Origin of the sequence: Adhaeribacter terreus (assembly GCF_042657365.1) — a bacterium.
GTDB classification, from domain to species: Bacteria; Bacteroidota; Bacteroidia; order Cytophagales; family Hymenobacteraceae; genus Adhaeribacter_A; species Adhaeribacter_A terreus.
In genome coordinates, this window is sequence record NZ_JBHSKT010000003.1 from 297,330 (window position 1) to 321,950 (window position 24,621).

The following is a 24,621-nucleotide window of genomic DNA, read 5'->3' on the forward strand; positions in this document are numbered from 1 at the left end:
TTTATTCAATAACCGGCAAATTCTTCGGTGCGGATGTTATCGTCGTCTATGCCGGCATCGGTAAGCGTTTTCCGGATGGACGAAACCATACTGGCCGGGCCTGAAATAAAGTAAATAGGCGCGGAAAGATCGGGAAGATATTTTTTTAGTAATTCCTCCCTGAAGAAACCTGTTTCTCCCTCCCATTTTTCGCCGGTTCCTTCTAATTTGGTCATGGAAGGCACAAACGTAAAGTTGGGATTTTCTTTCCGGGCAGTCAGCAGATCATCGAGAAAAGCCGTAGTTTTTGGCGAATTGTTGGCGTAAAAAAGAAAGAGTTTATGCTCGGTTTTATCGTGAGCAGCTTGCAGCAACATACTGTGCATAGGTGTAATGCCAATGCCGCCGGAAAGAAAAACCACCGGTGATTTTGTATTGTTCGGCAAGGTAAAAGAGCCTGAAGGTCCTTCCATGGTTAATTCCGCCCCCGTTTCCATATTTTTCAGGTTCCGCTTAAAAGCAGTATCGCGCATGCGGGTAGCAAACATGATATCTTCCTGGTATGGCGCATTGGCCAGCGAAAACGCCCGGCCATTTCCTTCTTCATCGGTTTCTTTCGGATCAATAAGCTTGAATTCTGCATACTGCCCGGCTTTATAAGTGAATCCGGCCGGTTTTTCGAAATAAAAAGCCATGGTGCCATCAGCTATTTCTTTTTTGCTTTTGAGCCTGATCTGATATGTTGCCATATATTTTCATTTATGGTTAAACAAACAAAATTACGACCTTTAAAAGAGAGGTACCTCACTTTAAACTTAAAGCAGTATTCCAGCAAATTCCGTGACATTGCTTTACAATGGCAACCACCCCGACAAGTAATTGTTTATACTTACCGGACGAGACACCATTCCTAACCTTCAATCCTAATCGCAACTATATTATTCTATAACGATTAGAGCCTCCACAAGGAATTACGTTACATCCTTTTGACATTATTTTTCAATTCGGGAAGATGTCTATAAAGAGAATTTTATACTACAAACTGAAACCGGCACCAGCAGCAACAACTGAATAGAAGTTAAAAACGCTATGGTTTTAGATGGAAAAACTATTGTTGCTACAAGCGCTTTTCACTTTTTATTGAGCCTGAAAAACTCTGGGGAAGAAAAAAGATAACGAAGGGAAGCTTTAATGAATCAGTCTAAAATAATAAGTTAATGACTGGTACAGAAACAAAGAAAAAACAATAAAAATAACATGTCGTTTTAAAAGCGATATAAACAAAAAAGCACTTACAAGTTTTATCTCGTAAGTGCTTTTTACTTTTTGAGCCCCCAGTCGGAATCGAACCAACGACCTACTGATTACAAGTCAGTTGCTCTACCAGCTGAGCTATGGAGGCTTCTTTCTTTCAGGCTTAATTGCCCGATTGATGATGCAAAAGTAGCGGCTTAAACTTATTTTACAAGTTTTTGCCGCTACTTTTTTTTAACTTTTTAATAACGTTTTGAAAATCAAACTGAAAAAATTAGCTACGGATCTCTTTCAGTTGTTTCTGCAGAAGCTCTATCCGGCTGTTGGCCTGTAAAATACGGTCATCGTACTCTTCTCGTAGCTTTTCAGCATTCTTGGAGCGAGCAAAAAACTCGATGTTCGTCTTAAGCGTACGAATGTCGTTTTCAAGCTGACTGATTTCTTTGCGAATGCTCTGCTCCTTCTGATACAATTTATTCGATGCATCCGGACCGCCTTTCAGTTTATTCATCTGAAGTTTGAAGAGCACATCGGTTTTTTGTTCGTTGGACAGCTCCGGAACAGTATCAAGGTATTTTTCCATCAAGGCAAAGAATTTTTCTTCTGCCTGGGCATTGCTGCGACCAGAACCGGAATCAAAACTCTGCCATTTGGTAACCATTTCTTTCAGGTGTTCCAGATTTCCAGCCTGCGGATGCTGATGCTGCGAAATGCGTTCCGTAAGTTCATCCAGATAAGCGGTTTTTTCTTCCGAAAGTTTATCCAGTTCAGCTTCTTTGTGCTGCGCATCTGCCTGCCGGCGATCGAAAAATTCGTTGCATGCGGCGCGGAAGCGTTCCCAGATCTTATCGGAATATTTATCCGGAACACGGCCAATGGTTTTCCATTTTTTCTGCAGCTGGATCAGCTGTTCTTTGGTCGCATCCCAATCGGTACTATCTTTTACAGCTTCGGCCTGTTCGCAAAGTTCCGTCTTCAGCTTCAGGTTCTGCATTTTCTGCTCATCCAAAGCTTTGAAGAACTGGTTTTTGTTATGGAAGAATGCTTTATAAATTCCCCAGAACTTTTTGTTGATTACGTCGGCATTTTCCTTTGGTACTAAACCAATGGCATCCCATTCTTCCTTAATTTTCTGAATCTCGTCGGTTTTATCGCGCCAGTCGTTAATGCGGTCGGTATTGTAATTCTGGAAAACTTCCAGGCGGTTCAATACTTCCGTTTTCTTAGAAAGGTTAGCTGTTTCTACCTCGCGGCGGCCAGCCATGAATTCTTTTTTGCGCTCATGCACTTTTTCCGAAGCCTGGATAAAGCGTTCCCAGATAGCATCGCGCTGGTCGTTCGGAACCGGGCCAATGTTTTTCCATTCTTCGTGTAAATGGCGCAGTTCCTGCAAGCTCGCATTGATCGATGGATTCTGCTCCAGCGCTTCGGCGCGGGCTACCAGTTGTAATTTGGCATCTAGGTTACGTTTGCGGTCCAGCTCTTTCAGCTCAAAATAAATGCTACGGTTGTTGTAGAAAATATCAAGCAGCGCATGGTAAGAATTCCAGAGCTGCTGCGATTCGTTTTGCGGCACTGGTCCAATTGCTTTCCATTCTTCTTGGATCGCTTTCATTTTATCGGCACTGCTTTTGGTTTCGGCAGCTTCTACCACTTCGCGAAGCTGGGCAATAAGCTCCTGTTTGCGCTGCAGGTTTTTCTGCTTCTGTTCTTCTTCACTGCGCTGATCGCGGTAACGGTTTTCGCGGAACTGTTGTATAGCCTTTTCAAGCTGCTGGCGTTCCGGCGATAAACGGTATTCAAAATCATCGGCAGTACCGCCTTCGGCAATGAATCTTTCCTGCGCTTCATTTTTTTCAGCAGCCAGTTTCAGTTCATATTCGCGGTACATATCGTTTACCTGGCGGAAGTTTTTACGGCTATCGGTTTTCAGAATTGCCATTAACTGCCGCTCGAGTTCAGCTGCCGGCATGGCCGCATAATCGGTGTCGGTAAACTGCTCGTCTTCAGTACTTAATTCGTAAGTTTCTTCCGTTTTTTCGGCTGAAATATGCGCTACACCAGTACCGGTATTTTCAATTTCTTCCGCTTTACGCTGGGCAGGCATAACTTCCGGAATGATCTCATGCGCTGCAATAGCACCAGAAATTACATTGCCAACAGTATTTTCGTCGCCTAAAGCAGCATCACGTTCGGCTTCAGTTGTACCACCAGAAACGGTATTACTTTGACCTGAAAAAGTGCCGATAGCTGGTTCATTTGTAATAGTTGCTGTTGATTCTTCAGTTTCTGAGACGTTGGTTTCCACCACTGGTTCGCTTACTTGTGAGATCGGGTTTTCTGCAGGAGGAATTACTTCGTGCGTAGCAACTGCTCCACCGGCAACTGTAGAAGCATCTGGTGCTGAAACCGGCGTCTCAGTGCTGGCCGGAGTTTCGGTGCGCGGCATATTTTCAGGCAGTGAAATCGACCCTGCTTCAATATTTTCGATATTTGTTTCCGGTGCAGGTTGCTCAGTTTTTGTTTCCGGAATTGGAATGGAATTGGTGGCCGGGGCAGCTGCAGGGGCTATTGGTTCAGCAGGCATACTTTCGGCAAATGCCGTTGGTGAAACCGGAGCAGCAGGCTCATTACTACCAGGAGTCGCTCCGCTCTTCCGGGCGTTTATTTCGGCCAGGCGTTTCTCCAGAATACTCATTGCGTCTTCTTTAGGCGCGGGTGGTGGGGTATTATTGGGGTTATTTGGGTTAGCGTTATTCTCGTTCGTCGGGTTTTCGTTCTCTAAGGTCATTAGCTCAGGGGTTAGCGTTGGTTTACAGTATGGTATCTTCTTTTAATTCGGATGTTAGTTTAAGCTCGGGTCTACAGGGTAGTTTGACAGTATCTTATACTTTCCGCCCATTTCTTTTAATATCTGGCGCCAGAGCGTATCAGCATTCAAAGTAAATAATTTTTTCGAGGCATTGTTGTTCACGATCCAAACATTTTTCTCGATCTCTTCTTCCAGTTGCCCGGGCGTCCAGCCAGAATAGCCTAAAAAGAAGCGTATCTCTTCCGGATTTATTTCTCCGTTTTCGAGTTTGTTTTTTACATAATCGTAATTTCCACCCCAATATAAGGTATCGCTCAGTTTTATGGCATCCGGAAAATCGGTGCGGTTATGAATATAATGTAACGTATTATGCTGCAGAGGGCCGCCAATGCCGAGTTCCATTTCCAAACCTTTATCGAAGTAGTCAAGCACGTCGGCCAGTTTCAAATTAGAACGGCGGTTCAATACAAGCCCGAAACTTCCTTCTTCGTCGTGCCGGCATACGAGCACCACGGTCCTTTCAAAGTTCGGGTCGCCCAGGTAGGGTTCGGAGATCAGAATGCTGCCGGCTTTAATATCTGTCATTTGCATATTATCGTTATACTTTTCAAGCCTAAAACACTACCGTTTACGGTTATGCCACCTCACAATACGCACAACATACTCCTTAAGTGGCAAAAATGTTAATTAAATAACCAATAAATGTTAAAAATATTGCCTGATTATGCATTTTGGCTTGCTTACTATAAAAACCATTTAGTAAACAATAGGTTTTCGGCAATAAAATGAAAGCTTACCGGCTTTTTTTTTAATTTTGAACAGCATTGCCCCAAAAACTATGAACCAACCACTTTCCCTAGCCGATATCCGGAAGAATTATTCCCGCGAAGAACTGACCGAGCAAAGCGTATTGCCAGACCCGATCCAGCAATTTGAATTCTGGCTGAATGAAGCGTTAAATGCCCAGGTAGAGGAAGCTACTGCGATGGTACTTTCTACTGCTACGCCGGATGGCCGTCCGTCGTCGCGGGTGGTGCTTCTGAAAGGAATAGAAAACGGCAGCTTAATTTTTTTTACGAATTACATGAGCCGCAAAGGCCAGCAACTCGGTAGTAATCCTTTTGCAGCCATTACTTTTTTCTGGCCCGCGCTGGAACGCCAGGTACGCATTGAGGGAAAGATAGAGAAAATTTCCGAAACGGCTTCCGATATTTATTTCCATTCGCGGCCGAAAGGAAGCCAGATCGGTGCTTGGGCCTCGCCGCAAAGCCAGGTGGTAGAAAGCCGCTCTGAACTGGAACAAGCCGAACACAGCTTTGCCGAAAAATTCAGTTCTACAGTAGAAATTCCGCGTCCGAAACATTGGGGCGGTTACCAGCTAGTGCCCGATTACCTGGAGTTCTGGCAAGGCCGCCCAAACCGCCTGCACGACCGCATTGTTTACGAAAAGCATAATCATGGTGGCTGGCATATAAACCGCATTGCACCCTGATTTTTATTATGTATTTTAAATTTTAACCCGGCAGAAATTCAATTGCATTGCTTCGGGTTTTTACCTGAAAAAGGATAGCGTTTTTCCCTTGCTAAAGAAAGAAAAACAGAAACCTCATAATCGATAAATTGCACTTATGGCCGAAATAAAGCCACTCCGCGCCTGGCGCTACCACAATAAGTTTACTCCACAGATCGATTCGCTTACGTCGCCGTTATTCGACGTAGTTTCTAAAAAACAGCGCGAAGCATTATACCAGAATCCATTAAACAGCATCCATCTATCCGTTCCGCGTGGCGAAAATCCGGCCGAAAACGCTGCCGCTTTGCTGGATGACTGGAAGCGCGATAATGTACTTCATCAGGATGAACTGCCGGCTATTTACGTTTATTACCAGCATTTTCAATTGGCCGGTTCGAATAAGAGCTATGTGCGCAAAGGATTTTTATGCCACATTAAAGCCTACGACTGGAACGAAAAAGTTTTACTGCGTCACGAAAACACCATTCCGGATGCGGTAAACGACCGGATAGAATTGCTGGAAAAAACTCTGCTGAACAGCAGCGCCACGCACGGTCTTTACGCCGATCCCGATTTCCGTTTAGAGCAATTAATGGATGAAGCCATGCTGGATCCGGTTTACGAAACGGAAGATTACCAGGGCGCCCGCGATGTTCTGGCAATTATTCAGGACGCCAAGGTTATTGAACAGTTTATCAACGTTTTAAAAGACAAACAAGTATTGCTTGCCGATGGGCATCACCGCTACGAAGGTTCGCTGGAATACCGCAAAAAGATGATGGCGGCCAACCCGAAACACACTGGAAACGAGGCTTATAATTATCATTTAATGTACCTCACCAATTCCGAATCGGATGATTTGCGCATTTTGCCTACGCACCGTTTACTGGAAAAACTGCCTATTCCGAAAGAGGAATTTCTACAAAAGCTAGAGCCATATTTTGTAGTTACGCCCAAAGAAGATCCGTTTGAACTGAACGAAGTAATTGCCGGTAAACCCTGGGCTTTTGGTTTGTATTTAGATGGTCTGGCTTATAAACTGCGCCTGAAACCGGAAGTGCATGGCATGATAAATTGGGAAACTACTCCGGAAGTAAAGCAACTTGACTTAACGGTGTTGCATTTCTTCGTTTTCGAAAAAGTGCTTGGCATTGCTTCGGAAGCGCAGCGTAATTACCCGGGGCTTAGCTACGTGCGTAATTTCACCGAATGCATATCCAAAGTAGATACGCACGCCGCAGAAGCCGCTTTTATCACCAACGAAGTATCGATGGAGCAGGTGAAAAACGTTTGCTTTAGCGGCGCTATTATGCCACAAAAATCTACTTTCTTTTACCCGAAGGTGATCTGCGGTTTTGTTTTTAGTTCTATAAAAGAAGATGAATTTACCCGTGAAACTGATCCTTGCTTCTAATTCGCCGCGCCGCAAAGAAATATTAAGCGGTTTGCGCATTCCGTTCAGCATCCAGGTAAAAGACGTAGCTGAAGATTTTGAACCGCACCTGCAACGCGAGCAAATTGCCGAACACTTAGCCGAACACAAAGCCTCTGCCTACAAAAATGACTTAAAAGCGGATGAAGTTGTGCTTACGGCCGATACCATTGTGTGGCTGCAAGACAGCGTGTTGAATAAACCCAAAGATCTGGCCGAAGCAAAGCAAATGTTGCAACGTTTATCGGGCAATGTGCATGAAGTAATTACCGGCGTTTGTCTGCAATCGCACGAGAAACACGAGGTTTTTCACGATGTATCAAAAGTTTATTTTCGGGATTTAAGCGAAACCGAGATCGATTTTTACCTGGAGCATTTTAAACCACTGGATAAAGCCGGAGCTTACGGGGTGCAGGAATTCATTGGCATGATCGGGATCGAGCGCATTGAAGGTTCTTATTTCAATGTGATGGGCTTGCCGGTGCATTTGGTTTATGAAAAACTGAAGTATTTTGGCATATTACCTTTATAAAACGGTATCGTTTTGCATGTAAAAAGTCAAGGCCGGATAATTATTTATCCGGCCTTGACTTTTTTTGCCTGAAACCCTAGCACTTTTTACTTGAATTTCTCTTTCAGAATTTCCATTTCTACGGTTGGTGAAATGCGTTCGTAAAGAATGTTGTAAACGGCCGTGGTAATAGGCATATCTACTTTGTATTTCTTATTCAATTCGTAAATGCTTTGTACTGCGTAGTAACCTTCGGCAATCATGTTCATTTCAAATTGCGCAGATTTTACGCTGTAGCCTCTTCCTATCATATTCCCAAAAGTACGATTACGACTGAACTGCGAATATGCGGTAACCAGCAGATCGCCTAAATAAGCGGAACCAACCAGGCTGCGGTGCTGCGGCATTACGGCATTCAGGAAACGGTCAATTTCATCCATGGCATTCGAAACCATAACCGCCTGGAAATTATCGCCGAAACCTAAACCGTGGGCAATGCCGCAAGCCAGGGCAATTATGTTTTTCATAACAGCACAATATTCAATGCCGTCAATATCGCCGAGCGGATTGGCTTTTACATAACGGTTGCGGAGTAATTCGCAGAAGCGGTTGGCATTGTCCAGATCATGAGAACCGATGGTAAGATAAGATTGCTTCTCCAGCGCCACTTCTTCCGCATGACACGGGCCGGCAATTACGCATTGGTGTGAAGCCGGTACGTTGTAATGTTTTTCGAGGTAATCGGTTATCAGGCAGTTTTCATTCGGGATCATGCCTTTAATAGCCGAAACCATAACTTTGCCTTCGAAAGCAGTTTTTGGCAGCGAAGCAATTGCGTTTTGCACGAAAGCGCCCGGCACCGCCAGAATAACCCAGTCTGCTGCTTTCACAACTGCTTCAAGATCGACAGATGGTTTTACGTAGTCAAGATCGAAACTTACGCCACTCAAATAACGCGGGTTATGATGGTATTGCAGCAAGTGTTTTATGTCGTCTTGCTGGCGCATCCACCAGTGTATTTCCGATCTGTTTTCCGAAAGAATTTTTACGAGTGCAGTGGCCCAACTGCCGCCGCCAATAACCGCTATTTTTTCCAATTTCAGTGTTGCTTTAAAAATAAAATTCCGGTCCCGAATTGCTTCGGAACCGGTTTTTTGTCTGTTTTACCTACCGTTTTCCGGTCTATTCTTTGTCGTCGCCTTTGGTATCGCTGGCTTCTTTTGCAATGGTTTCTGCATCTTTAACCACTACGTTATCATTGTTTTTCAGAGTTTTGGAAACTGCCCGGAATGGTCCGGAAATTACCTCCTGCCCTTCTTTCAGGCCTTCAAGAATTTCAATGTTATCGAAGTCAGAAATACCGGTCTTTACTTTTTTAGCTACAGCCTTTCCGTTTTCATGCAGAAATACGATCTCCAGCAATTCTTCTTTTGGTTTCTTTTCGTCGTCAGCTTCGTTCTTATCTTTCCGGCGTTCTTCTTTTTTTTCTTTACCTGTCAGGAAATCGGCCGTTCTGGTAGTTACAGCAGCCAGCGGAACGGTTAAAATATTCCGTTTCTGATCCGTAATAATATCTACAGAAGCAGTCATGCCCGGCCGGAATGGATTACGTTTTTTCTTCCGCGCCAGTTCTTTATAAGACTCATTCAGTAACCGGATGCGTACTTCAAATTCCGTTACTGCTTCCAGCGTCAATGCATCTTTTGCAGTGTTCGCGATCTGGGTTACTACGCCTTTAAATTTATGATCCTGGTTGGAATAAGAATCTACGTCTACAATTACCGAGTCGCCGAGTTTTACGCGTACAATATCGTTCTCATTCACGTTTACCCGCACTTCCATGGTGTTCAGGTTGGCAATGCGCAGCAATTCTGTACCAGCCATTTGCGAAGTACCCACTACCCGCTCGCCGCGCTCCACGCTTAGCTTAGAAATGGTGCCGCTTACCGGCGCATAGATCGTAGTTTTATTCAGGTTTTCGCGGGCTTCTTTTAAAGAAGCAATGGCACTTTGAACGCCGTATTCAGCCGCTTTTACGCTTTCCTTTCCAGATTCAATTTCCTGCTGGCTTACATCGAAATTAGCTTTACTGGTTTCGAATTCGGCCTGCGAAATTACTTTCTCTTTGTAAAGCGAAGTATTGCGCTGGTGCGTTTGCTTGATCTGCACATTATTGGCAATATTCTGTGAAAGTCGCGCTCTGGCCTGCGCCAGGTTTGCTTTCGCCTGGTTTACGGCTGCAATGCGCATATCTACCATGCTCTGGTAATTATCTGGCTTTATTTTAAGCAGCAACTGGCCTTTTTTAACTGAATCGCCTTCAGCAATATATAGCTCCGTAATTTCACCGGAAACGTCGGGGCTGATCTTTACTTCCACCTCCGGCTGCACTTTGCCCGAGGCGCTTACGCGTTCCGTAATATCAGCGCGCTTTACTTTGTCTACGGTTATACCCGTACCGACCGGTTTACCAACCCAGCCTTTTTTCTTAGCCACCAGGCCAATAATCAATAATACTAAAACAATCGCACCTAAAATGTATATCAGGCGGTTGGAGCTTTTTGCAGCCATAGTTTTCTTTAGAACGTGATCGGTTTTCCCTGGTAAAAGTCGAGAATTTTCAGCTTAAATGTATAATCGTATTTCGCCTGAATAATATCTGACTGGGCTTTAATATAATTATTTTTCGAAACATTAAAATCGGTACTGTTCAGAATACCGTTATTAAAACGAATTTCGGCGTTTTTATAAGCTTTTTCGAAAGACTCCAATTGTTTTTTAGCAGCTATATATTTTTTCTGCGAAGCCGTAGCATCGGCATAAGCCTGTTCTACTTTCTGGCGGAGCGTGTTTTTCTCGAGCTGCAGATTCAGTTCCGCATTCTGCACATTTACCTGCGAACGTTGCACGCTGTAACGGGCCTGAAAGCGGTTGAAAATTGGAATACTGAGGTTTAGGCTTAAAGCCTTGCTGATGTTATCGTTAAATTGATCGCCGAAAGCATATTTGCTTACAACAAAATTTGGCGCCGGAGTATAAATAGTAGTTGGCGAACCGCCGTTTGGATCCGTGTAAAAAGTAGAAGGCGTAAAGATAATGCCATCTACGGTGGTAGCTTGCCGCGCGCTGGAATAACCGGTAGAAATAGAACCCGAAAACGTTAATCTTGGATAATAATTTCCGCGCGCAACATCTACGCCTTTCATTGCGCTGCGAACCCGCAACGTTGCCGCATTGATTTCCGGCTGGGTTTGCTGGGCCGTTTCAAAAACCTGTTCCGCATTAAAACCAATTACCGATTGGTCTGGCTCCGGAATTACGGGTTTTTCAACTTCGAAATTAGATTTATCCTGCAGATCGAGTAATTGCATGAGGTTCAGTTCCGCAATGTCTTTGTTATTCTGCGCGTTAATTACGTTCAGTTCATCGGCGGCCACCTGCGCATTTATTTCCAGCAGATTGGTTTCGGCCACACTACCAGCTTTATAGAGCTTTTCCGTGCGAACAGCCTGCGATTGCGACGTGCTTAAATTCAGTTTGGCCGTGGTCAGTAATTCATCGTTGAAAAGCACCTGCATATAAGCCGTCACGATGTTCAGGATCATATCGTTCTTTGCTTTGGCCAGGTCGGCTTCACTTGCCTGCAGATTAATGCGCGATTGCTGCACATTGTTCTTCAGCTGCATACCTGCAAATAACGTAACGTTGCTGTTCAGACTCAAACCCGTAGACCAGATACTCTGGTTCACGAAATTATTGGTGAACGGGTCAATAGAACGACCGGCATTGTAGTTTTCGTTTACATTGCCTGAAAGGCCCGGGAGTTGCGCCGCACGGTTTTCGCGCAGGTTAATTCTGCTTACTTCGGTATTTAAGGCGCTGAGTTTAACCTGAAGATTGTGCTGCAAGGCATGGTCTACGGCTCGTTGCAGACTCCAGCGCGTACCCGTTTCGCTTTGGGCGTTTGCCGGTAAATAACCCGCAACAGCCAAAGCCATTATTAAAATACTTTTCTTCGGTATCCGAAACATATCAGTCAATATTTGGAATATAGGTTACATTTTTTACCCACTTCAGATGCCGCAGATATTCCAGCGCAACCGAACTTATGCTGCTGTCCATTTCGATGAATTGTCGGGCCATTTCATTTTTCCCTTTGCGGGAAACGTTCATGGTGGCAATGTTGCAATCGTCGTGGGCAATTACGTCGGCAATAAACGCGATGCTGCCTTTCACATCATCGGCATCAATAATTAAAGTGTGCAAACTGGCTGAGAAATCGGCTGAAAAACCATCTACTTCCACGATCCGGATCACGCCGCCGCCGCGGCTCTGACCAATAACTTCCACTTCGCGCCCGCCACCTTTCAGGTTCAGTTTAATGGTGTTCGGGTGCATGGTAGAAGCATTGCCAATGGAGCGGAACGTGTATTTCAACCCCCTTTTTTCGGCAAGTTCAAAAGCATCTTTTATCCGTTTGTCATCGGTTTTAAAGTCGAGCAGCCCTGCAAGTATCGCTTTATCGGAACCGTGGCCTTCATACGTGCGCGCAAACGAATTGTAGAACGTAATGATCGCTTCTTCCGGAAGACTGCCAAGAATACGATTTGCCGCGCGCGCAATGCGCACTACGCCAGCCGTATGGGAACTGGAAGGTCCAATCATAACCGGGCCGATCATGTCGAAGATGCTGCTTTTTTCAGCCATAACAGGTAAATAGGTAAGAATTATATTCCAAAAACCAAATTTAGCAATTAAGCCGTAGTTTGTTCTTTTTTGTCTGAAATTTCTGCTCCTTCTTCCCGGTCAGGAAGGCTTTGCTGTTCTGAAACGGTACAGTTTTCTGTCTCAAAACCGGACACTTCTTGCTCCTTCAATTTTCCGATAGGGCCGCAAAAACGGTATGCTTTTCGGGTTAAAAAGTAATTCAGGAGAGAATAAAAAATTGAAAATCAAGGTTTTTTAAGCGAAAAGCATAGTTTCTTTGGTAGGAATATTCTGCTTACCAATACTTTTTAGTTTATTTGCACTGCGTTAGCATTCACGATTATAGTGCCAAAATGAACCAAGAATTTAGCCCTGAGGTGCTGAAACAATTAAAGCGCCTGCAAGAAAAATATACCGCCGACGGGCAAGACCTGGCTGGTTATCTGGAAGGTTTGTATCATACCCAATACCTGAACTATTGGGATTACATTCACCTCGACACGCTTTTAAGCCTGCAGAATCCGAAGTCGGACATTCCGGATGAGAAGATCTTTATCATGTATCATCAGATCACGGAGCTTTACTTCAAGCTTTGCCTGAACGAATATGAGCAGATCGGTAATAATCAGAATATTACGGTAGATGAACTGATAATGCGCGTGAACCGCGTAAACCGTTATTTCGATGCGCTTACCAGCTCTTTCGATGTAATGGTAGAAGGCATGTCCCGCGAGCAATTCCTGACTTTCCGGATGGCGCTGATGCCAGCTTCGGGTTTCCAGAGTGTTCAGTATCGTATGATTGAGCTGGCTTCAACAAGCTTATACAATCTCAGCGACAAAGCAAAACGTGCTGCATTAGGCCTGAACTCAACTCACGACGAAATGATGGGTTGCATTTACTGGAAAGCCGGTGCAACCATGGCCGAAACGGGTGTAAAAACTTTAACGCTGCTGCAGTTCGAAGAAAAATATACCGATTTCCTGATTAAATTCTCGCACGAGTATAAAGACAAGAATGTGTGGGCCGTATATAAACGTTTACCGGAAGAAGACCAAAAGAACCCGAAACTGATCAAGCAGTTAAAAGCGCTGGACAGCAACGTAAACGTGAACTGGCCACTGATGCATTATAAGTCTGCTGTGCGTTATTTAAAAACCGACCCAAGCAACGTAATTGCTGCTACCGGCGGAACGAACTGGCAAAAATACTTGCCTCCACGTTTCCAGAAACGCATTTTCTACCCGGAGATCTGGACCGAAGAAGAAATTGAAAACTGGGGCATGGGCTGGGTTGAAAGCGTGTTGAGCGAAGCAAAGTAATTTCTTAATTTGCTAATGCGTCATTCAAATGTTGCGTTAGTATTTCATATAAAATCCTCACTAGTGAAAACTGGTGAGGATTTTTGTTTAATAGGCAAAAAAAAATATCAGAAAGAATTACATTATTTTTCTGAAGACCAAATACTTATATTTTTATACTCTCTTAAATTAAGCCTTTTATAAATCATAAGGCAAATAATAATTGGGATTAAGAAAGAGGAACAAATATAGAAATAGAACCAAAACTTTAACTCTGAAGCATAACTTTCCAACGTATAGCCTTCAGGGTAAGAACCGGCAATATCAATTTGATCTTTATAAAGCGATGCGATATTGAAAACCTGCATTGCCGAATAAAGGAAGAATAAAATAAGCAAAGGCTGTAATACAATTCGAATTATCTTTTTCATGAGATTTTAAAACTTCGGCTTCAAAATCTCTGCTAAAACAATTGCTTCTCTTGCCGTTTGCGGATTCTGCAGCATTTTCGCGTAAACCGAAACCGGTTTTTTATCGCTGGCCTGGTAAATAATTTTTTCGCGTCGTTGCCGGATAATATCTTCCCGCTGCGCTACAAATTCACCCAAAATCGTTTCCTGCGAACGGCCCATTGGTTTCAACGTTTCCAGCGTTCTATGGCTACCTTCTTTCACTTCCAGCGACTTTTTGCTTCCTTCTGGTACTTCCAAAGTACGAGCAGTTCTGGGTCCCAAACGTTCCAGTATTTCTGCTTCGGTTTTTGGCCGGTGCTGACGGATCATTTCATCTACTGAAGTTTGGGGTTTGGGTACAAAAGGTTTTTTATTGGTAGCCGCAGGCTGGTTAAAGGCATTCCGGAACATCTTCACGATCCAGATTCCTAACCAGATAACCGCTACTAATATGAATATTACAATTTTAATTCCTTCCATAATAGGCCAGAGTTTTTTGCTGCCAAAAGATACCGTTTTTTACGGCAAAACTATCCGAAACAAAGCATTTTCTGAATTATTTCTCCCGAAAAAGCCTTAAATTTGTTAGTTAATGTGTTTTGCTGAAGGCATAATAAAATAGGGTTTTCAATATTTGACCAGATCACTTTATTGCGTTATGTCGACGCAGAAGAGATCTCATCAGGTTGGTAAAAAAGCCAGAATAAAAGGTAGCACAAACCCGATGGGATCTCTCCTGCGTCGAGATGACCAGGAAGAGTGGAATTAGAAAAAAACGCTAGGCAAAAGCCGCCAAAAAGTGCTTCAGCAAAAGCAACTAACTTCAAGTCCTCCCTTGTTTTTAGGGGAGGATTTAGGTGGGGTAAATTTACAGGAATGCAGGTATCAAAATTAGAAATTAAAGGATTTAAGAGCTTCGGCGACAAGGTAACCTTAAACTTCAACGACGGAATTACCGGAATTGTGGGTCCGAACGGTTGCGGAAAATCCAACATTGTGGACGCGATCAGATGGGTGCTGGGTGAACAGAAAACCCGGAACCTGCGCTCCGATAAAATGGAGAACGTGATCTTTAACGGCTCCAAAAACCGCAAGCCGGTACAAATGGCAGAGGTTTCCCTCACCTTCGACAACGACAAAGGCATTTTGCCGAGCGAATATTCGCAGGTTACGGTTACGCGCCGCTACCACCGCTCCGGCGATTCGGAATACCTGCTCAATGGCATCACCTGCCGCCTGAAAGATATCAACGATCTGTTCTTAGACACCGGTATCGGTTCGGATTCTTACGCCATTATCGAGTTGAAAATGGTGGACGAAATTCTGAACGACAAGGAAAATTCGCGCCGGACTTTGTTTGAGGAAGCGGCTGGAATTTCCAAGTTCAAGGTCCGGAAAAAGCAGACGCTGAAGAAACTGGAAGAAACCGATGCCGACCTGGAACGCGTGGAAGACGTGCTGTTCGAGATCGGGAAAAACCTGAAAAGTCTGGAACGTCAGGCGAAGATTTCAGACAAATATTTCAAGCTGAAGGAAGATTATAAAAAGTACAGCCTGGAATATGCGCGCCGCAGTATGGAGCAGCACCAGAGTACGTTGGAGCGTTTGGAGAAAGAACTGGAAAAAGAAAGTACGCAGAAAACCGATATTTCGGAACTCCTGAACCAGACCGAAGACCAGCTTCAGCAGCTTAAAAACCAGCTCGACGAAACCCAGCAAAACCTGAGCGCGAGTCAGAAAAGCATCAACGACCAAACCTATAGAATTCGTCAGCTGGAAGCGGATATTAAGCTGAAAAGCGAACGTTGCGGATATTTGAAGGAACGCGTTTTGAACTTGCAGCAGCAACTGGCGCAGGACAAAGTGAACCTGACGCAGACGCAAAGTTCTATTGAACAACTGGAAGGCGAAGTGGAAGCGGTGCAGGAAAATTTCCTGGCGGCGGAAGAACAAACGCAGTCGCAGCGGGTGCATATTAACGAGGCTACTACTTATAAAAACACGCTGCAGAACCAGTTCCAAGAGGTTTCGGCGCGTTATAAAACGAAGCAGCAAACGGTTTTCAACCTGAACAAAGATTTGGAAATTGCGCAGGTGCAGATCGTGAATTTGCAGAATGAGATCGAGAAACTGGAGCAACTTTCGGGTTCGGAAGAAGACGTGGCGCGGCAGTTTGAAGAAAATTTAGCCGACCTGCAATTCGAGCTTTCGGAGAAAAATGCGGAGCTGGAAAAATTTATTGCCGACCAGGAACAGATCCGCACCGACATCAATAACCTGGAGATCGAAATTCAGACCGAGAAAACGGAACTGGCGGAACTGAGCCGTAAAACCGACTCCAAAAATAACCAATACAAGCTTACCAAATCGCTGGTCGATAACCTGGAAGGTTTCCCGGATGCCATTAAATTCCTGGTGAAATCGAAGGATTGGGACAACCCGGCCCCGCTCCTCTCCGACCTGATTTTGGTTCAGCAGGAATATAAAGCACTGATCGAGAGCTATCTGGAGCCTTATATGAACTTCTTCGTGGTTGATACGCCGGAAGATGCGCTGCAGGCAATTACGCTTTTGAACAACCAGAATAAAGGGCGCGCCAACTTCATTATCCTGAGTGAAATTGCCGATATGGAGATGGAACCGACGGTTTCGGAAGGCAAACTGGTGGCGGCTTACGAAGTGGTTTCGGCGGACCTGAAATACGACGAATTGCTGCGCTATATGCTCAACGACGTGTTTATCAGCAACGAACACGACGCAAGTTTCTTTTCCGGCGACGGCAGAACGTACATTCTGAACGACGGTTCGATCATTAAAAAACCGCTTTCGGTTTCGGGTGGTTCGGTTGGTTTGTTCGATGGAAACAGAATTGGTCGGGCGCAGAATCTGGAAAAACTGGCGGAAGAATTAACGGAACTTCAGCAAAAAACCGAACTTCAGAAAAGCCTGGTGAACACCAAACAGCTCGTTTTGCAAAACCTGAAAGCCGCGCTGGCGCCGCAAACGGTACGCGAAATGGAGAAAAAAGTGGCCGAAATGCAGCAGGAACTGATGGGCGTGCGCATTCGGCAGGAACAGTATCTGTTGAACCGCAAAAACCAGCTGGCGCAGAAAGACGAACTTCAGGAACGCCTGAACGACCTGCGCTACAAGTTCCAGGAAATGCGTCCGGAAGCCGAAGCCGGCAAGGAAGAACTGGAATTGCTGGAAGAAAACATCGGTAATTTAACCGACCAGATCAACAAGCAAAACGAGGTTATCGGGCAGCTGAACGCAGTTTTCAACCAGGAAAATATTACCTACCACCAGCTGAAAAACCGCCTGAGCAGCTTGCAGCAGGAAATTATTTACAAGCAGAAAAACCTCGAAAACAGCACCGTTCGCATTCAGCAGCAGCAGGAAGAACTGGAACGCGCGCAGATCGAGATCGAAAATTCGGAAGCGTTTGTGGAAGAAAATTCGGATGCTTTAATTGGCCTGATGGCGGAAAAAGATGCGGCTGCGAAACAGCAGGAAGAAGTTGAAAAACAATACTTTACCTTGCGCGGCGAAATTGACCTGAAGGAAAAACAACTGCGGGAAATGCAGCGCAACCAGCAGCTTGGCAACGACCTGATGATGCAAATGCAGAACACCATCAACGAAACCAAACTCAAACTGGTAGCGGTGCTGGAACGCCTTTCTGCGGAATTCAACTTAACGCCGGAAGACCTGCAAAACTCCGTGGAGCCGCTGGAAATCGAGACCGAAGAACTGAGTAAGAACATCCAGACGGTGAAGCAGCAGCTCGATAATATTGGTCCGGTAAACCCGATGGCGGCCGAGGCTTATATGGAAATTGAGGAACGCAACACCTTCATCCGTACGCAGCGTCAGGACTTGCTAAACGCTAAGGAAATTCTGGTAAAAACCATTGAAGAGATCGATACGGTGGCGAAGGATAAATTTATGGCGTCGTTCCTAGAGATCAAGGAGAACTTTAACCGCGTATTCCGCAGCCTGTTCTCCGAAGACGACAGCTGCGACCTGATCCTGGTAGACCCGAGCAACCCGACGGAATCGAAGATCGAAATTATGGCGCGCCCGAAAGGCAAACGTCCGCTCACGATCAACCAGCTTTCCGGCGGTGAGAAGACCTTAACGGCTATTTCCCTGCTGTTTGCCATTTACCTGCTCAAGCCGGCCCCGTTCTGTATCTTCGACGAGGTAGATGCCCCTTTAGACGACGCCAACATTGACAAGTTCAACAACATCATCCGGAAATTCTCCGACAGCTCGCAGTTTATCGTGGTAACGCATAATAAGCGCACAATGGCATCTACGGATGTGATGTATGGCGTTACGATGAAAGAGCCTGGAGTAAGTAGTTTGATTCCGGTGGATTTGAGGCAATTGGCTTAATTTGGTTGTTGGTTTTTAGTTGTTCGTTGTTGGTTCAAAAGAATACATTAACTTGTACCAGATATTTTTCTGATTTAATAAAAACTAACTTAAATTATTTAAATGAATTGGATAACAATTATAGGTATAGTCTTTATTGCAATCGGAACTTTCCTAACTTTCTACGGCCCTTCAATTGATAGTAAGAAAGATAAAGAGGAATTGAACCAAAAATTTTCAGAGTTTAATAATGAATTAAAATCAATTCGAAGAGAGGATATTCCACAAAGTGAAAAGGAGCAAAAAATTGCTGAACTGAAGAATGAATATTCTCAATGGGCTTCAGAATTTTCTAATAATAAAGAACTTTACAAATTAGAGTATCAAAAAAATAACTTAGGACTTGAAGAGAAAAAACTGGCAATAAATAAGGAGTGGAAATATTTTTATAGCAACTTTTTCACCCAATTAGAATCAAGTGTTATTGCTTATAATGAATACTCTAAAAATGGAAAGATAGAAATAATTGAAAAATTTCAATTTCCTTCTATTATTTTTAATGCAGATCATAAAAATTTCTTTTATATTCTAAAATTTGGCGAAACGATTTTTTGGAAAATTTTTATTTTAAATAATCAGACCTTTAAAGAAAAAGAACTACCTCCTATTGTAATTAGTGTCTCAAACAAAAATATTGGGGATGATTTTGTTATGCCTGCTCTAGGCATTTACCCATTTCCTGAAAGAAAATTAATAATCGTTAGAAAACTCAATAACGAAATTAATATTCCACCAAAAGAAGAATTCCCTTTAAATAATTATGAAAAATCAATGCAAGAAATTATTAAAGGGATTGTTCAATATCAGGTTTTAAAACTTGAGGAAAAATAGCGGGGGGTATTTTTCTGCCGTTGTTGGGATTTCCCCGTTATTTGGAGTCTTCCGCAGGACGACTTCAAACAGCGGCGAGCACAAATTTCCTATCAAATCGCTATCATTTCCAGCCCAAAAACTAACGCTTTAGTATTTCGTGCGAAGATAATTATTTCCGGCCGCACGAAATATCCTGCGGGAATTTATAATTTAGGCGCAGCAAAATCCCTTGCTTCTGATGCCACTTATGTCCGAAACTGACTTTAAATACGACCTTTTCTTTGAGTTATCGGCCGATCTGCTTTGCATTGCCGGTTACGATGGGTATTTCAAGAAAATAAATCCTGCCGTTTCAGAGCTGCTGGGCTATACTACGGAAGAATTGCTGGCAAAACCCATCAACGATTTTGTGTATGAAGAAGATAAGTTTCAAACGGCGCAAGTCCGGACCGAATTAACCAAAGCCAAACCGTTGCGCAATTTTGAAAACCGGTACGTAACCAAAGCCGGCGAAATTGTGTGGCTTTCCTGGACTTCGCAACCAATAGAAAGTGAAAAGCTGATCTTCGCCGTTGCTAAGAATGTTACGCACAAAAAAAAGCTGGAAGAAGAACGAAACACGTTGCTGGCAAATCTTACCCGGATCAACCAGGAGCTGAAACAATTCACGTATACCACTTCCCACGATCTGCGTTCGCCAGTCAATAATTTACTTTCCATTTTCAGTTTGATCGATGTTTCGAGGATAGAAGATCAGAAAACGGCCAAATTTGTCGGAACCCTAAAATTAGCAAGCGACCAGCTGCGGCGAACCATGGATAATTACGTGGATATTCTGATCGAAAAGCACGATGTACATGCCAATATAAAAGAAATTGATCTGGCGGAAAATCTGCGGGAAGTGCTGCAATCCATCAGTTCTTTGGTGCAAACTTCCCAAGCAACTATTCAGACTAATTTTGAAGCGGCGCCAACCGTTCATTTCAATGAAGTTTACCTGAAAAGCATTTTTCTGAATCTGATCACCAACGCCATAAAATACGCCCGGCCCGGTTTTCCGCCGGAAATTTCCATTTATTCAGAACAGGAAAATGGCCAGATTAAATTAATAATTACCGATAACGGACAGGGTTTTGACCTGGAAAAAGTAAAAGACCGCATCTTCGGGCTGCACCAGAAATTTCTGGACCGTTCCGATAGCAAAGGCATCGGGCTTTATTTGGTACACAGCCACATTACAAGTTTAGGCGGGAAAATAAGCGTAGAAAGCAAACCAAACCAAGGCGCAAAATTTATCATTACGTTTCCGGAACAGCCCCAATTTTAGCAGAACATTTCAGGTTAAGTAATTCCGAAAGTAAACTGATTACGCGTAATTCGTTTTCATAATTACAATGTCGCGAACGATCTGGTTTAATTTATCGACCGTAAAGGGTTTTTGGATCAGTTCGAAAACCAGGCTGTAATTTTTGGCTTGCACCAGATCCGCTTCATTTACCGACGAAGTAAGCATGTAAAGAAAGCATTTGTTTCGGAGTTGCGCCTCGTAAGGTTTAAGTTGTTCCAGAAATTCCCATCCGCTCATAACCGGAATATGAAGATCTAACAGAATGATCTCCGGCAAGTTACCGGTTTTCAGATCCTGCATTATTGCGGCCAGGGCTTCCCGGGGATCTTTAAAAACCGAACAGCCATTGGAGTAGTGGTTTTCCGTAAAAATATATTCCGATGAAAGCAGACAAACTTCGTCATCATCGATCAAATAAACTTTACTGATCATTTTCAGGAAGCGTTAGTGGTAAAAATTTGCAGGTAGTTTTTGAGGGCAGAACCATAGCGTTTTTACACGCGCTGGTTGAATTTTCAATATAACGAATAATAAATAAATACCATTGCCTGCGTATTAAAAAACGCTATCTCTCGGCATGTCCCCTGACAGGACCACATCTCCTATGCTCCCATTTTCGTCCTGACAGGGGACAGGCCGAGGGTAGATAAATTTAATCTCCACACCTGCAAAGACGCAAAATATTGCGTCTCTACCGCACTCCATTTTCCGGATATTTCGCCGTAACGGTCCGGTAAAAATCTTTGATCTTTTCGATATCGCCATCCACGTCGCCAGTTGGGTAAAATAACGGGCCAACGCCGGCTTCTTTTTTCTTGTAATCGAGGTAACCTAAAGCAATGGGAACGCCGGCGCCGTAAGCAGCGTGGTAGAAACCTTTACGCCAACGCGGCTGGTATTTGCGAGTTCCTTCGGGCGTTACCATAATGATGAGTTGTTCGCGTTCGTTGAACAGATCGATCATGGCGTTTACCAGGTTGTTGTTCTTTTTACGGTCAACTGGCAAGGCACCCATTTTATCTAAAAGCCAGCCCAAGGGGCCAACCATGCTTTCTCTTTTTATGGTAAATTTTACGGGCAGGTCCATCAGGTAAAAAGCGCCGCGGGCGTAAATAAAATCCCAATTACTGGTATGCGGCGCGGCCACCATAATGCATTTTTTAACTTCGGGTGGCACCGTACCTACCTGTTTCCAACCGGCTACCTTGAAAATTACTTTCGCTAAAAACTTTCCGAACATGATCTGATAAATAGAAAACAAAGTTAGAAATAATGGTACAGCTTTACACAAAAAAAGTCAGGCTTACCGGCCTGACTTTTTCGTTCATTTTCTATACCATTTTTATTTCGTTGGTAAAACCCGGGTTGGGGCCCACAAATAAGCCTGTACGCCAATATTCAATACCGGGCCAAACTGGCTGTCTTTGGTGTTGAAGGTCGGATTATCTACCCGGCCTTGCACGTAGTTAAAACTCAGCAATGGTTCAATCGCGATCCGGTCGTTCAGGAAATAAGCGTAACCTATGCCCACGGCTGCACTTTTAATATCGGTTTTATTACCACCTTTCACGGTGTTTACGCCAGCATTTACGTTAAGTTCGCCAAACAGGCCATTATTGAGGTAATAGCGCACAAAAGGGCCAGCCAATAAATATGTGTTTTTAGCGCCAAAGCGCGTAGAATCTATATTAATGCTGGTGTGTTCTACCGCTGCATTAATACCAACTGCGAAATCTGGCAGGAAAAAATAGCCGGTTTTAGTAGCGAACCGTACTTCGATCAGGTCTCCGGTTTCTTTCTTTTTGGTATTCAGATTTTCCCGGGAAAACTTTTGGTAAGAAGCTCCTAAATTTCCACCCAGCATAATGGATCCGTCTTTGATTTTGGCACTGATAAGGGAACTTGAGTTCTGCTGGGCAAAAGCGGCAAAACTAAAAGTCAGGAGAAAAGCCAGCGTAAGTAATCTGCGCATAAAAGGGTAATTTGAAGAATTAAGGTTTCGTTTTTCTTTCCTTATACGCGATTTCAAATTTCAGGACGAACTTCTATTAAAGTTTTGCTATATAATTTTTGCAGGCAGTTTTTAGCGTTTAAAGCATACCGTTTTTTGATAGTGAATAATGATTAGTGATTAGTGATTAGTATTTAGAATTTCTCCTTACGATTTCTGTCATTTTAATTTCTATCATTTTGTGTACGATCGAAGAAACTTGTTGGCGGCTGGCAAGAATGTTTTTAACGTAAGTTGAAATGTTCTTGCGCTCAAGTTGATGTTCATTGGAATTGCAATTAGTGTCTAAACAAAAAAGCCGCTGCTTTTTAAAGGCAACGGCTTTTTTATGAATCAATAAATTGAAATTACTTCAGGCGTTCTTTAATATCTAAACGGTGTTTACGGGCTGTGTCGGCAGCAATATCGTAACCGGCATCCAAATGGCGTAAAACGCCCATGGCCGGGTCGTTGTGTAAAACGCGTTTCAGGCGAATTTCAGCTTCTTCCGTGCCATCGGCTACAATTACCATACCCGCATGAATAGAATACCCAATGCCTACGCCGCCACCGTGGTGCAACGAAACCCAGCTCGCGCCGCCCGCCGTATTGATCATCGCATTCAGTACTGGCCAGTCAGCAATGGCATCAGAACCATCTTTCATCGCTTCGGTTTCACGGTTTGGTGACGCTACGGAACCAGTATCTAAGTGGTCGCGGCCAATTACGATCGGGGCTTTTACTTTTCCTTCACGCACTAATTTATTGAATGCTAAACCGGCAATTTCGCGTTCGCCCTGGCCTAACCAGCAGATGCGCGCCGGTAAACCCTGGAAAGCAATGCGTTCCTGCGCCATTTTGATCCAGCGAGCCAGTGATTTATTTTCAGGGAAAAGCTCCAATAAAACTTCGTCCGTAACGCGAATATCTTCGGGATCGCCGGATAAAGCAACCCAACGGAATGGACCTTTGCCTTCGCAGAATAACGGACGGATATACGCCGGTACGAAGCCCGGGAAATCAAATGCATTTTCTACGCCACGCAGATCGTGTGCTTGTCCACGCAGGTTATTGCCATAATCGAAGGTAACTGCGCCTCGCTTCTGCAATTCCAGCATTTGCTTTACGTGACGGGCCATGGTATCCAGCGATTTTTCTACGTACAATTCCGGGTTCTGCTGGCGCAATACGTTGGCTTCTTCCACGCTCATGTTTTCCGGGAAATAACCAACCAGAGCATCGTGCGCCGAAGTTTGATCTGTTAAGGTATCCGGGGTAATATTTTTATCGATCAAAGCCTGTAACAGATCAACGGCATTGCAAACTACACCAATGGAAACTGCTTCGCCTTTGGCTTTTGCTTCTAGTGCCCACTCAATGCCTTCTTCAATCGAGTTGGTCATTTTATCGAGGTAGCGGGTTTCCAGACGTTTCCGGATGCGCCATTCTTCCATTTCAGCGGCTAAACAAACACCTTCGTTCATGGTAATAGCCAGTGGCTGCGCGCCGCCCATACCGCCTAAACCGGCCGTTACATTCAAGGTACCTTTTAAAGAACCACCAAAATGCTGACGAGCAACTTCGGCAAAAGTTTCATAAGTACCCTGCACAATGCCTTGCGAACCAATGTAGATCCAGCTGCCGGCGGTCATTTGTCCGTACATGGTTAAACCTTTGGCTTCCAGTTCCCGGAATTTTTTCCAGTTGGCCCAATGCGGAACCAGCATAGAATTGGAGATCAGCACGCGCGGTGCATCTTTATGCGTTGGTAAAATTCCAACCGGTTTTCCGCTCTGTACTAATAGCGTTTCATCTTCCTCCAGGTCTTTCAGCGCTTTCACAATCAGGTCGAAGGCTTCCCAGTTACGGGCTGCTTTACCAGTTCCGCCGTAAACTACCAGGTCTTCCGGGCGTTCAGCCACGTCAGGATCGAGGTTGTTATAAAGCATGCGCAATGCAGCTTCCTGCACCCAACCTTTGGTGTTGAGTTCGGATCCGGTTGGAGTTTTGCCTTTCTTAGAGATGTCGGTAATTGTAGTTGCCATAGTATTAGTAAGCGCTTGAAAAAC

At 44.2% G+C, this 24,621-nt stretch carries 20 protein-coding genes and 1 tRNA gene; 7 read left to right on the forward strand and 14 right to left on the reverse strand.

Annotated elements, in window-relative coordinates:
* Window positions 1-5 precede the first annotated feature (5 nt).
* The 4 genes from ACFPIB_RS06525 to ACFPIB_RS06540 all read right to left on the reverse strand — a co-directional run bounded on the left by ACFPIB_RS06525 (window position 6) and on the right by ACFPIB_RS06540 (window position 4,630).
* Window positions 6-728 (reverse strand): ferredoxin--NADP reductase, encoded by a 723-nt coding sequence (locus tag ACFPIB_RS06525; protein ID WP_378016627.1) that lies wholly within the window; start codon window positions 726-728, stop codon window positions 6-8.
* 580 nt (window positions 729-1,308) lie between these two features.
* Window positions 1,309-1,381: transfer RNA gene (locus ACFPIB_RS06530), tRNA-Thr, on the reverse strand.
* Between the two features lie 126 nt (window positions 1,382-1,507).
* Window positions 1,508-4,024 (reverse strand): DUF349 domain-containing protein, encoded by a 2,517-nt coding sequence (locus tag ACFPIB_RS06535; protein WP_378016628.1) that lies wholly within the window; start codon window positions 4,022-4,024, stop codon window positions 1,508-1,510.
* Between the two features lie 54 nt (window positions 4,025-4,078).
* The gene (locus ACFPIB_RS06540) at window positions 4,079-4,630 is read right to left on the reverse strand and encodes a YqgE/AlgH family protein (protein WP_378016629.1); all 552 of its coding nucleotides are present in this window, start codon (window positions 4,628-4,630) and stop codon (window positions 4,079-4,081) included.
* Between the two features lie 253 nt (window positions 4,631-4,883).
* Here ACFPIB_RS06540 and pdxH point away from each other — a divergent pair, with 253 nt between their 5' ends.
* The 3 genes from pdxH to ACFPIB_RS06555 all read left to right on the forward strand — a co-directional run bounded on the left by pdxH (window position 4,884) and on the right by ACFPIB_RS06555 (window position 7,522).
* Complete coding sequence (gene pdxH, locus ACFPIB_RS06545; RefSeq protein WP_378016630.1) at window positions 4,884-5,537, forward strand: pyridoxamine 5'-phosphate oxidase; 654 nt, start codon at window positions 4,884-4,886, stop codon at window positions 5,535-5,537.
* 136 nt (window positions 5,538-5,673) lie between these two features.
* A complete protein-coding gene (locus ACFPIB_RS06550; RefSeq protein ID WP_378016631.1) occupies window positions 5,674-6,972 on the forward strand; it encodes a DUF1015 domain-containing protein in 1,299 nt (432 codons plus the stop codon).
* Complete coding sequence (locus tag ACFPIB_RS06555) at window positions 6,938-7,522, forward strand: Maf-like protein (RefSeq protein WP_378016632.1); 585 nt, start codon at window positions 6,938-6,940, stop codon at window positions 7,520-7,522. Before ACFPIB_RS06550 ends, ACFPIB_RS06555 begins: the two co-directional genes overlap by 35 nt.
* An 86-nt stretch (window positions 7,523-7,608) precedes the next feature.
* On the opposite strand, the gene ACFPIB_RS06560 is transcribed toward ACFPIB_RS06555, so the two are convergent.
* The 4 genes from ACFPIB_RS06560 to sdaAB all read right to left on the reverse strand — a co-directional run bounded on the left by ACFPIB_RS06560 (window position 7,609) and on the right by sdaAB (window position 12,208).
* Window positions 7,609-8,598, reverse strand: coding sequence for an NAD(P)H-dependent glycerol-3-phosphate dehydrogenase (locus tag ACFPIB_RS06560; protein WP_378016633.1), 990 nt, complete (start codon window positions 8,596-8,598; stop codon window positions 7,609-7,611).
* A gap of 85 nt (window positions 8,599-8,683) precedes the next feature.
* Window positions 8,684-10,072, reverse strand: coding sequence for an efflux RND transporter periplasmic adaptor subunit (locus ACFPIB_RS06565; RefSeq protein WP_378016634.1), 1,389 nt, complete (start codon window positions 10,070-10,072; stop codon window positions 8,684-8,686).
* An 8-nt stretch (window positions 10,073-10,080) separates the two neighbouring features.
* Entirely contained in the window at window positions 10,081-11,499 is a 1,419-nt protein-coding gene (locus ACFPIB_RS06570) for a TolC family protein (RefSeq protein WP_378016635.1), read from the reverse strand.
* 34 nt (window positions 11,500-11,533) lie between these two features.
* On the reverse strand, window positions 11,534-12,208 hold the full coding sequence (gene sdaAB, locus ACFPIB_RS06575; RefSeq protein WP_378016636.1) for an L-serine ammonia-lyase, iron-sulfur-dependent subunit beta: 675 nt from the start codon (window positions 12,206-12,208) through the stop codon (window positions 11,534-11,536).
* Window positions 12,209-12,561: 353 nt separating this feature from the next.
* Here sdaAB and ACFPIB_RS06580 point away from each other — a divergent pair, with 353 nt between their 5' ends.
* Entirely contained in the window at window positions 12,562-13,530 is a 969-nt protein-coding gene (locus tag ACFPIB_RS06580) for a tryptophan 2,3-dioxygenase family protein (protein WP_378016637.1), read from the forward strand.
* A gap of 122 nt (window positions 13,531-13,652) precedes the next feature.
* Here ACFPIB_RS06580 and ACFPIB_RS06585 read toward each other — a convergent pair whose 3' ends face one another.
* The gene (locus tag ACFPIB_RS06585) at window positions 13,653-13,940 is read right to left on the reverse strand and encodes a hypothetical protein (protein ID WP_378016638.1); all 288 of its coding nucleotides are present in this window, start codon (window positions 13,938-13,940) and stop codon (window positions 13,653-13,655) included.
* Window positions 13,941-13,946: 6 nt separating this feature from the next.
* Window positions 13,947-14,441, reverse strand: a complete 495-nt coding sequence (locus ACFPIB_RS06590) for a hypothetical protein (RefSeq protein WP_378016639.1) — start codon at window positions 14,439-14,441, stop codon at window positions 13,947-13,949.
* A 396-nt stretch (window positions 14,442-14,837) separates the two neighbouring features.
* Between ACFPIB_RS06590 and smc the strand changes: the two genes are divergently transcribed.
* The 3 genes from smc (at window position 14,838) to ACFPIB_RS06605 (ending at window position 20,541) form a co-directional block, all read left to right on the forward strand.
* Window positions 14,838-18,362 (forward strand): chromosome segregation protein SMC, encoded by a 3,525-nt coding sequence (smc, locus tag ACFPIB_RS06595; protein ID WP_378016640.1) that lies wholly within the window; start codon window positions 14,838-14,840, stop codon window positions 18,360-18,362.
* 102 nt (window positions 18,363-18,464) lie between these two features.
* Window positions 18,465-19,232 (forward strand): hypothetical protein, encoded by a 768-nt coding sequence (locus tag ACFPIB_RS06600; RefSeq protein WP_378016641.1) that lies wholly within the window; start codon window positions 18,465-18,467, stop codon window positions 19,230-19,232.
* A gap of 229 nt (window positions 19,233-19,461) precedes the next feature.
* The gene (locus ACFPIB_RS06605) at window positions 19,462-20,541 is read left to right on the forward strand and encodes a PAS domain-containing sensor histidine kinase (RefSeq protein ID WP_378016642.1); all 1,080 of its coding nucleotides are present in this window, start codon (window positions 19,462-19,464) and stop codon (window positions 20,539-20,541) included.
* Between the two features lie 39 nt (window positions 20,542-20,580).
* Here the strand turns inward: ACFPIB_RS06605 and ACFPIB_RS06610 are convergent, their stop codons facing one another.
* From ACFPIB_RS06610 to hutU, 4 genes are all read right to left on the reverse strand, one after another.
* Window positions 20,581-20,994: a response regulator gene (locus ACFPIB_RS06610; protein ID WP_378016643.1), complete on the reverse strand. Its 414-nt coding sequence runs from the start codon at window positions 20,992-20,994 to the stop codon at window positions 20,581-20,583.
* 259 nt (window positions 20,995-21,253) lie between these two features.
* Window positions 21,254-21,823 carry a 1-acyl-sn-glycerol-3-phosphate acyltransferase gene (locus ACFPIB_RS06615; protein ID WP_378016644.1) on the reverse strand — a complete coding sequence of 190 codons (570 nt, stop codon included), beginning with the start codon at window positions 21,821-21,823 and terminating at the stop codon, window positions 21,254-21,256.
* Between the two features lie 81 nt (window positions 21,824-21,904).
* Window positions 21,905-22,534, reverse strand: a complete 630-nt coding sequence (locus ACFPIB_RS06620; RefSeq protein ID WP_378016645.1) for an outer membrane beta-barrel protein — start codon at window positions 22,532-22,534, stop codon at window positions 21,905-21,907.
* A 386-nt stretch (window positions 22,535-22,920) separates the two neighbouring features.
* The gene (gene hutU / locus ACFPIB_RS06625; RefSeq protein WP_378016646.1) at window positions 22,921-24,597 is read right to left on the reverse strand and encodes a urocanate hydratase; all 1,677 of its coding nucleotides are present in this window, start codon (window positions 24,595-24,597) and stop codon (window positions 22,921-22,923) included.
* Window positions 24,598-24,621 lie beyond the last annotated feature (24 nt).

What these genes read in the sequence shown, in the direction of transcription:
- ACFPIB_RS06525 (WP_378016627.1), bottom strand. Translation starts at nt 728, where the DNA reads ATGGCAACATATCAGATCAGGCTCAAAAGCAAAAAAGAAATAGCTGAT.
- ACFPIB_RS06535 (WP_378016628.1), bottom strand. Translation starts at nt 4,024, where the DNA reads ATGACCTTAGAGAACGAAAACCCGACGAACGAGAATAACGCTAACCCA.
- ACFPIB_RS06540 (WP_378016629.1), bottom strand. Translation starts at nt 4,630, where the DNA reads ATGACAGATATTAAAGCCGGCAGCATTCTGATCTCCGAACCCTACCTG.
- pdxH (WP_378016630.1), top strand. Translation starts at nt 4,884, where the DNA reads ATGAACCAACCACTTTCCCTAGCCGATATCCGGAAGAATTATTCCCGC.
- ACFPIB_RS06550 (WP_378016631.1), top strand. Translation starts at nt 5,674, where the DNA reads ATGGCCGAAATAAAGCCACTCCGCGCCTGGCGCTACCACAATAAGTTT.
- ACFPIB_RS06555 (WP_378016632.1), top strand. Translation starts at nt 6,938, where the DNA reads ATGAATTTACCCGTGAAACTGATCCTTGCTTCTAATTCGCCGCGCCGC.
- ACFPIB_RS06565 (WP_378016634.1), bottom strand. Translation starts at nt 10,072, where the DNA reads ATGGCTGCAAAAAGCTCCAACCGCCTGATATACATTTTAGGTGCGATT.
- ACFPIB_RS06570 (WP_378016635.1), bottom strand. Translation starts at nt 11,499, where the DNA reads ATGGCTTTGGCTGTTGCGGGTTATTTACCGGCAAACGCCCAAAGCGAA.
- sdaAB (WP_378016636.1), bottom strand. Translation starts at nt 12,208, where the DNA reads ATGGCTGAAAAAAGCAGCATCTTCGACATGATCGGCCCGGTTATGATT.
- ACFPIB_RS06580 (WP_378016637.1), top strand. Translation starts at nt 12,562, where the DNA reads ATGAACCAAGAATTTAGCCCTGAGGTGCTGAAACAATTAAAGCGCCTG.
- ACFPIB_RS06585 (WP_378016638.1), bottom strand. Translation starts at nt 13,940, where the DNA reads ATGAAAAAGATAATTCGAATTGTATTACAGCCTTTGCTTATTTTATTC.
- ACFPIB_RS06590 (WP_378016639.1), bottom strand. Translation starts at nt 14,441, where the DNA reads ATGGAAGGAATTAAAATTGTAATATTCATATTAGTAGCGGTTATCTGG.
- smc (WP_378016640.1), top strand. Translation starts at nt 14,838, where the DNA reads ATGCAGGTATCAAAATTAGAAATTAAAGGATTTAAGAGCTTCGGCGAC.
- ACFPIB_RS06600 (WP_378016641.1), top strand. Translation starts at nt 18,465, where the DNA reads ATGAATTGGATAACAATTATAGGTATAGTCTTTATTGCAATCGGAACT.
- ACFPIB_RS06605 (WP_378016642.1), top strand. Translation starts at nt 19,462, where the DNA reads ATGTCCGAAACTGACTTTAAATACGACCTTTTCTTTGAGTTATCGGCC.
- ACFPIB_RS06610 (WP_378016643.1), bottom strand. Translation starts at nt 20,994, where the DNA reads ATGATCAGTAAAGTTTATTTGATCGATGATGACGAAGTTTGTCTGCTT.
- ACFPIB_RS06620 (WP_378016645.1), bottom strand. Translation starts at nt 22,534, where the DNA reads ATGCGCAGATTACTTACGCTGGCTTTTCTCCTGACTTTTAGTTTTGCC.
- hutU (WP_378016646.1), bottom strand. Translation starts at nt 24,597, where the DNA reads ATGGCAACTACAATTACCGACATCTCTAAGAAAGGCAAAACTCCAACC.